This window comes from Nocardioides sp., from assembly GCF_024509035.1.
In the GTDB taxonomy this organism is placed as follows: domain Bacteria; phylum Actinomycetota; class Actinomycetes; order Propionibacteriales; family Nocardioidaceae; genus Nocardioides.
Window position 1 is genome coordinate 6,738 of record NZ_JANINT010000005.1, and the last position, 7,227, is coordinate 13,964.

The window sequence follows — 7,227 nt, forward strand, 5'->3', positions numbered from 1 at the left end:
GGCAACTCCGTCGCGCAGGCGGCCCGGATCTTCCACGCGCGCCTCTCCGGGGGCGAGCGGCACTGGTGGGGTCACCGCGCGGCGTTCGAGTACGACCTCCTCGCCGGGCTCGAGCGGCTCCGCAACCCCGTGCTGGTGCTCAACATCGCCGACGACCTCAGCGAGCAGACGCGCCGCGTCACCCCGCACCTGCGGACCGGCCGGGTCGTCGAGCACCCGGAGTGGACGCACGGCTTCCTCGACAACGACACCGACGCAGCAGCGCAGGTGATCCTCGACTTCCTGGACGGTGAGCAATGACCCAGACGACGCGCACCATCGCGATGATCAACTCCGACGGCAAGTCTGCGCCCGTCGCAGCGGACCCACCCGGGGTCATCACCCGGCTCTACGAGCTGAGGCTCCGGGTGCTCGCCCGGACCCCGTACGAGCACCTGTTCACCGAGATCGGGACCCTCGAGGCCGCCGAGCGGGCGCTGGCCGACGGCTGCGACGTGGTCTACGTCGACACCTTCGGCGACTACGCGGTCGAGCGGATCAGGGCGCTGACCCCCCGCCCGGTGGTCGGCGCCGGAGCTGCGAGCATCCAGCACGCGGCAGCCGAGCACGCGTCGTACTCGATCGTGACGGTGTGGCCGGCCTCGATGGGCTACCTCTACGACGAGCGGCTCAGCACGACCCCCGGTGGCCGGTCCTGCCGAGGCCTCCACCACCTCTCCGAGGACGACGAGCTCGACCGCGTCGGCCGCAGCGACGGCGTCAAGGCCCGGATGGGTCGGCGCGAGGACCAGGTTGTCGAGTCGCTCGCCGCGCTGTGCCGCAGCGCGCTGGAGCGCGACCGCTCCGAGGCGGTGCTGCTCGGCTGCACGTGCATGTCACCGGTGGCCGCGGCACTGCGAGACCGGCTCGGCGTACCCGTTCTCGACCCCTCCGCGATCGGGCTCGCCGCCGCCCAGGAGGCCGCCACGGACCCGACGCCGCCGCGGTCCCGGACCGGCGCGGTGCGGCACAGCGGGCTGGCCGGCGACGTGGTCGAGGCATATCTGGTCGCGCAGCAGCAGGAGTCGATGTGGATCGACGACTGCGGTGTCTGCGCCATCACTCCGACGGTCAACTGAGAGAGAAGGACGGATCATGGACGTACCCAAGGATCGCACCGCGCTGCTGGTGATCGACATGCAGAACGGGTTCCTCGACGAGCAGGGCTCGATGGCCCGGATCGGGATGCCGCACGACGCCCTCGTGCCGGCCCTGGCCGGGTGCGAGCGCCTCGTGGAGGCCGCTCGCAAGGCCGGGGTGCCGGTCATCTACACGCGCTACGTCTACCAGCCCGGGTACGCCGACGGTGGGCTGCTGCCCACCGAGCTCGTCCCGCAGATGGTTGAGGCGCAGGCCCTCATCAACGGCACGTGGGACGCCGAGATCGTGCCGTCGCTCACCCCCGCCGATGGGGAGGTGGTGATCGACAAGTCGCGTCCCAGCTCGTTCTACGGCACCCAGCTGGAGCCGGTCCTCACGAGCCAGGACATCCGGTCGCTGGTGCTGTGCGGCGTCACCACCAACATCTGCGTGGAGACGACCGCGCGCGACGCGGGACAGCGCGACTACCGCGTGCACGTCGTGGGCGACGCCTGCGCGGAGTACGACCAGACCCGGCACGAGGTGGCGCTGGGGACGATGGGATTCGCCTTCGGCTGGCTGACCAGCACCGACGAGGTCGTGTCGGCATGGGCGTGACACCGGCGAGCCTCCCCCTCGTCGAGCCGCCGGAGCAGGTGGCCTTGCGAGAGACGGTACGGGCGATCGGCACGCGCTACGGCCACGAGTACTTCGTGCGCACCGCTCGCGCCGACGCGAACCCGACGCAGCTGTGGACCGAGCTCGGCTCGGCCGGGCTCCTGGGGGTCAACATCCCCGAGGAGCACGGCGGTGGCGGGGCCGGGATGTCCGACCTCGCGGTCGTGACCGAGGAGCTCTCCGCGGTCGGGCTGCCGCTGATGCTGCTCGCTCTGTCCCCGGCCGTGTGCGCGACGATCCTGACCAAGCACGGCAGCGAGGCCCAGCAGCGTCGGTGGCTTCCGGAGCTGGCCTCGGGCGAGTCGGTGATGGCGTTCGCCATCACCGAGCCCGATGCCGGGTCCAACACCCATCGCACCCGGACCACGGCCACCCCGGACGCCGACGGCTGGCGCCTCGACGGAGGCAAGTACTACGTCTCCCACGTCGACAACTCACAAGCGATCCTGGTCGTCGCCCGCACCGGCGAGCCCGATGCACGCGGTCGGGCGCAGCTCTCGCTCTTCGTGGTCGACAGTGACGCCCCGGGCATCACCGCCGAGGCCATCTCCGTCGAGGTCGTCTCGCCGGAGCGACAGTTCGTGTTGACCTTCGACGACGTGCGGTTGCCCGCGGACGCCGTCGTCGGCGAGGTGGGCGGAGGGCTCGCGGCCCTGTTCAGCGGCCTGAACCCCGAGCGCATCGGCAGTGCCGCGCTGCTCAACGGGATCTCCCGCTACGCGCTCGACAAGGGCGTGCGGTACGCCCGCGAGCGCGAGGTGTGGGGGGTGCCGATCGGTGCCCACCAGGCCGTCGCGCATCCCCTGGCCCGCGCCCACGTCGAGCTCGAGGCGGCCCGCCTGCTCACCGCCCGCGCCGCAGCGATGTACGACGCCGGCCTGCCCCAGGCGGGCAGTGCGGCCAGCATGGCCAAGTTCGCGGCGGCCGAGGCCGCCACCCGCGCCCTCGACGCGGCGATGCAGGCCCACGGTGGCAACGGGATGGCCACCGAGTACGGCCTGGCGACCCTGCACGGTCTGGTCCGGCTGTTCCGGATCGCACCGGTGAGCAGCGAGATGTCGCTCAACCACATCGCCCAGCACGAGCTCGGGCTGCCGAAGTCGTACTGATGCAGGACACCGTCGCGGTCGAGGACACCGGCGGCGTCCGCCGCGTGACGCTGCACCGGCCGCCGGTCAACGCCCTGACCCTCGTCGAGTACGACGCCCTCGCCACCGCCTTCGAGGTGCCGAGCGCGACGCGAGTGGTGCTCCTGCGCGCGCGGGGCCGTGTGTGGTCGGCCGGCCAGGACCTGGGTGAGCTGAGGGAGCAGGTGGACGACCACGCCCGCTCGGCGTACCTGCGCCGAGCGACGCGCGGGGTGGCTGCCGCCGCTCGCTGCCCCGTGCCGGTGCTGACCGCACTCGACGGGCCCGCGGTGGGGGCAGGGGCGTTGCTGGTCGCCTGCTCCGACATCGTGCTGGGCACGCCGGCCGCGAGCCTGGCGTTCCCCGAGCTGCGGGTCGGTCTGCGCCTGGGCCGATCGCTGCTCGCGGACCTGCTTCCAGCGGCGGTGGTCGCGCACGCGTTCGCGACCGGCGCCCCGATCGCCGCCGAGCGGTTGCACCGGCTGGGGGTGCTCGCCGAGCTCGTGGCGCCCGATGAGCTGGACGAGCGGGTCGAGGCGCTGCTGGCCGAGCTGGTCGCGATCCCCGACGCCGGACTGCGCTGGCTGCGCCGGCTGCCGCGGCGCGAGGAGCTGGCCGCCGACTACCTCGACGAGGTCGCGCGCCTGTGAGGCGACCGGACCCGCGGGGGCACCACGGGATGTAGGCTCCCACGTCGTGGCGACCGCCAGTGACCGCGCCTACGAGACCCTGCGCCGGGCGATCCTGCAGGGCGACTTCGAGATGGGCACGCGCCTGGGGGAGGTCGAGCTCGCGTCCGTGTTGAACATCAGCCGGACCCCGATCCGTGAGGCTCTGCGTCGGCTCGGCGCCGACGGACTGGTCGAGCTCGAGAGCAACCGGGGCGCCCGCGTCGCGTCGTGGACCCCTGAGGACATCGACGAGATCTTCGTGCTCCGAGCCCTGCTGGAGAGCCACGGTGCCGCCCTGGCGGCGCCCGCGATCGACGAGCCGGAGATCGACGCGCTCGAGGCGCTCTGCGCCGAGATGGAGGAGCTCGCCACCGATCGTTCCGGAGACCGGCTCGAGCGCCTCAACGAGGCCAACCGCGACTTCCACCACCGCATCCTGGCCGCGTCAGGGAGCGTCCGTCTGCCCGGCCTGGTCGGCTCGGTGGTGCAGATGCCGATCGCCCTGCAGACCTTCAGCCGCTACTCCGACGAGGCGATCCGCCGCAGCGCCAACCACCACCGTGAGCTCGTCGCCGCCTTCCGGGCGCGCAACGCCACGTGGGCATCTGCGGTGATGCACGCCCACATCATGGCCGCGCGTTACGAGGTGGCCCGCTGGCAGGCCGCCGTCGAGGCGTCCTGACGGCCCGCCACCACCCAGGTCGCCGGCGCTCACCCGCGCCCGGGGAACGGACCGGCTCGGTGCAGCAGACCCGGGAGCTGGCGTGCCAGCATGTCAGCCAACCACTCGGCCACCGCGATCACGGCGTCCAGATCCACCCCTGTCTCGACGCCCTCCTTGTCCAGGAGGTAGACGAGGTCCTCGGTGGCGATGTTCCCCGTCGCCCGCGGGGCGAACGGACAGCCGCCCATGCCGGCCACCGAGCTGTCGAGCGACTCGATGCCGTGCTCGAGTGCGGCATAGGCGTTGGCGTAGCCGGTGTTGCGGGTGTTGTGCAGGTGCAGCCCGAGCGGGGTACACGGGGCTGCCGCTCTCGCGGCCGGGAGCAGACGATGCACCTGGGCGGGGACGCCGACGCCGATCGTGTCGGCGAGCACCACCTCGTCGGCGCCGGCGGCCCCCATCGCGCCGACCAGGTCGACGACGAGCCCGGGGTCGACGACCCCTTCGAACGGACAGCCGAATGCTGCCGCCAGGGTGACCGACACCCGCCGACCTGCTGCGTGGCCACGCGCGACGAGCGCCGTCGCCGAGTCCGCTGCTGCGGCGACGGTGGTGTTCTGGTTGCGGCGGCAGAACTCATCGGTGACCGGGAAGGCGAGGTTGACAAGGTCGAGCGGGGTGCTCAGGGCGCGGTCCATCCCGCGGTCGTTGAGCACCAGTGCCGAGTACTCGACGTCCGGACGGCGCTCGACCGCGGCCAGCACCTCCTCCGCTCCGGCCATGGTCGGGACCCGTTCTGGGTGGACGAAGCTCACGGCCTCGACGCGGCCGACACCGGTGCCGGAGAGCCGGTCCACGAGCTCGGCACGAACCGTCGGGGCGAGGACGTCCGGTTCGTTCTGCAACCCGTCTCGAGGCCCGACCTCACGGACCCTCACCGCTGCGGCCGTCACCACCGGCCGACCAGAAAAGTATTCATTATGCGACTTCCTTTCCGCTGCGGCCGCATGCTTAAGCTCCGCCGCTCCTCAAATTGTATGCAACTACTTGATCGAGCGACACCCTGTGTGCTTGGATCTCGGCATGGAGATCGACCACGGGGTGGGGGGACCGGGGACCCCAGCGGGGCCGATGACCGGGTTGCGTGTCGTCGAGTTCGGACAACTGCTGGCCGGTCCGTACGTCGGCACGCTCCTCGGCGACTTCGGTGCTGAGGTGACCAAGGTCGAGGCTCCGGGTGCCGGTGACCCCATGCGTGACTGGGGCCGGCTTCGCCACAACGAGCACTCCCTGTGGTGGTCGATCGTGGGGCGCAACAAGCGGTCGGTGGCGCTCGACCTGCGGACCGAGCGCGGGCAGCAGCTGGCGGGCGCGCTGTGCGCCGAGGCCGACGTCGTCCTCGAGAACTTCCGCCCGGGCACCATGGAGCGGTGGGGCCTGGGGCCGGAGCAGGTCCACGCGCGCAATCCGCGCTGCATCTACGCCCGGGTCTCCGGCTACGGCCAGGTCGGCCGCTACCGTGACCGCCCCGGCTTCGCCTCGGCCGGCGAGGCGATCGGGGGGCTGCGTTACATCAACGGCCACCCGGGCATGCCGCCGCCGCGCTCGGGCATCTCCCTCGGGGACACCTTGGCTGCTCAGTCTGCGTTCCAAGGCATCCTGCTGGCCCTGTACGCCCGAGACGTCCGGGGCGCCGCGGGACAGGTGGTCGATGCGGCCATCGCCGACGCCTGCTTCGCGATGCTCGAGTCCTCCGTGGTGGAGTACGAGAAGTGTGGGGTGGTCCGCGAGCCCACGGGCAGCCGACTGCCGCGGATCGCGCCGTCGAACGTGTACCGCACGCGAGACGAGAAGTGGGTGGTCATCGCCGCCAACCACGACACGCTCTGGCAGCGGCTGGCCGCGGTGATGGACCGCGGTGACCTCGCCGACGACCCCCGGTTCGTCACGCACCACGCCCGCGGTCAGCACGAGGACCTGCTCGACGAGATGATCGGTGCCTGGGCCGTGCACTACACCGCGGCGGAGCTGGACCGGCTGCTCGAGGAGGCCGGCGTCGTCTGCTCTCCGGTGTACTCCGCGGCCGACATCTACCACGACGACTACTTCCGGGAGCGCGGGCTGCTCGTGAACCACCAGGACGACGTGCACGGCGAGATGACCGCCCCCGGGGTCGTGCCCCGGCTCACCGGGACGCCGGGCCGCATCCGCAGCAGCGCGCGCTGGGCGGTCGGGGCCGACACGGAGACCGTGCTCACCGAGCTCGGCGTCGACGCCGGCGAGCTCCAGTCGCTCGCGGCGGCCGGGGTCATCGACGGCGTGGCGTGGTCGACTCCATGACGGCGGGCGACCGCAGCGAGCAGACGAGCGTCGCACCGGCGGTGGACCCGGGCGATGCCGCCGCCGGCTTCGGGGGGCGCATCGGCTTCGGCGATCGTCCCTGCCTGATCGTCGTCGACATGGTCCGCGCCTACCTCGTCGAGGGCGAGCCCTTCTGGTCGCCGGAGTACGACCCGGTCCGCGACGCCTGTGGCCGACTGGTCGAGGCAGCTCGAGAGCACCGCGTGCCGGTCGTGTGGACCACCCTTGCCTTCGGGGAGCCCGACTGGGACAGCGGGTACTTCCACCGCAAGGTGCCGTCGCTGCGCGAGCTCGTGCGTCGGCCCGAGCTCGCCGAGTTCGACGATCGGTTGACGCCGCAGGCCGACGAGCTGGTCGTCCGCAAGCAGTTCGCGAGCGCCTTCTTCGGGACCTCGTTGGGTGCTGCGCTCACCCGGCTCGGCGTGGACACGGTGGTGCTGGCCGGAGTCAGCACCAGTGGGTGCCTCCGCGCGACCGCCGTCGACGCTCTGCAGCACGGCTACCGACCGATCGTCGTGACCGAGGCGGTCGGCGACCGGCACGCCGGGGCGCACCGTCAGGCCCTCTACGACCTCCAGGCCAAGTACGCCGACGTCGAGCCGCTCGC

At 72.1% G+C, this 7,227-nt stretch carries 9 protein-coding genes; 8 read left to right on the plus strand and 1 reads right to left on the minus strand.

Features of this window, described 5'->3' with window-relative positions; genetic code table 11:
- From Q0L15_RS00325 to Q0L15_RS00350, 6 genes are all read left to right on the plus strand, one after another.
- The coding region (locus tag Q0L15_RS00325) for a hypothetical protein (RefSeq protein ID WP_296601408.1) at window positions 1-300 on the plus strand (300 nt) is incomplete at its 5' end.
- The gene (locus tag Q0L15_RS00330) at window positions 297-1,118 is read left to right on the plus strand and encodes an aspartate/glutamate racemase family protein (RefSeq protein WP_296601410.1); all 822 of its coding nucleotides are present in this window, start codon (window positions 297-299) and stop codon (window positions 1,116-1,118) included. The genes Q0L15_RS00325 and Q0L15_RS00330, both read left to right, overlap by 4 nt.
- Before the next feature lie 16 nt (window positions 1,119-1,134).
- A complete protein-coding gene (locus tag Q0L15_RS00335; protein WP_296601412.1) occupies window positions 1,135-1,737 on the plus strand; it encodes an isochorismatase family cysteine hydrolase in 603 nt (200 codons plus the stop codon).
- Window positions 1,728-2,906 carry an acyl-CoA dehydrogenase family protein gene (locus tag Q0L15_RS00340; protein ID WP_296601413.1) on the plus strand — a complete coding sequence of 393 codons (1,179 nt, stop codon included), beginning with the start codon at window positions 1,728-1,730 and terminating at the stop codon, window positions 2,904-2,906. The genes Q0L15_RS00335 and Q0L15_RS00340 overlap by 10 nt, the downstream gene beginning before the upstream one ends.
- Entirely contained in the window at window positions 2,906-3,574 is a 669-nt protein-coding gene (locus tag Q0L15_RS00345) for an enoyl-CoA hydratase/isomerase family protein (RefSeq protein WP_296601414.1), read from the plus strand. The genes Q0L15_RS00340 and Q0L15_RS00345 overlap by 1 nt, the downstream gene beginning before the upstream one ends.
- Before the next feature lie 46 nt (window positions 3,575-3,620).
- Window positions 3,621-4,277, plus strand: coding sequence for a GntR family transcriptional regulator (locus Q0L15_RS00350; protein WP_296601416.1), 657 nt, complete (start codon window positions 3,621-3,623; stop codon window positions 4,275-4,277).
- A 29-nt stretch (window positions 4,278-4,306) separates the two neighbouring features.
- Here Q0L15_RS00350 and Q0L15_RS00355 read toward each other — a convergent pair whose 3' ends face one another.
- A complete protein-coding gene (locus tag Q0L15_RS00355) occupies window positions 4,307-5,215 on the minus strand; it encodes a hydroxymethylglutaryl-CoA lyase (RefSeq protein ID WP_366939516.1) in 909 nt (302 codons plus the stop codon).
- Between the two features lie 127 nt (window positions 5,216-5,342).
- Between Q0L15_RS00355 and Q0L15_RS00360 the strand changes: the two genes are divergently transcribed.
- Both Q0L15_RS00360 and Q0L15_RS00365 read left to right on the plus strand, forming a co-directional pair.
- Entirely contained in the window at window positions 5,343-6,599 is a 1,257-nt protein-coding gene (locus Q0L15_RS00360) for a CoA transferase (RefSeq protein WP_296601419.1), read from the plus strand.
- The coding region (locus tag Q0L15_RS00365; protein ID WP_296601420.1) for an isochorismatase family protein at window positions 6,584-7,227 on the plus strand (644 nt) is incomplete at its 3' end. The genes Q0L15_RS00360 and Q0L15_RS00365, both read left to right, overlap by 16 nt.

Excerpts from the sequence above, each read along its gene's own strand:
- Q0L15_RS00330 (WP_296601410.1), top strand. The coding sequence starts at position 297 with ATGACCCAGACGACGCGCACCATCGCGATGATCAACTCCGACGGCAAG.
- Q0L15_RS00335 (WP_296601412.1), top strand. The coding sequence starts at position 1,135 with ATGGACGTACCCAAGGATCGCACCGCGCTGCTGGTGATCGACATGCAG.
- Q0L15_RS00340 (WP_296601413.1), top strand. The coding sequence starts at position 1,728 with ATGGGCGTGACACCGGCGAGCCTCCCCCTCGTCGAGCCGCCGGAGCAG.
- Q0L15_RS00345 (WP_296601414.1), top strand. The coding sequence starts at position 2,906 with ATGCAGGACACCGTCGCGGTCGAGGACACCGGCGGCGTCCGCCGCGTG.
- Q0L15_RS00360 (WP_296601419.1), top strand. The coding sequence starts at position 5,343 with ATGGAGATCGACCACGGGGTGGGGGGACCGGGGACCCCAGCGGGGCCG.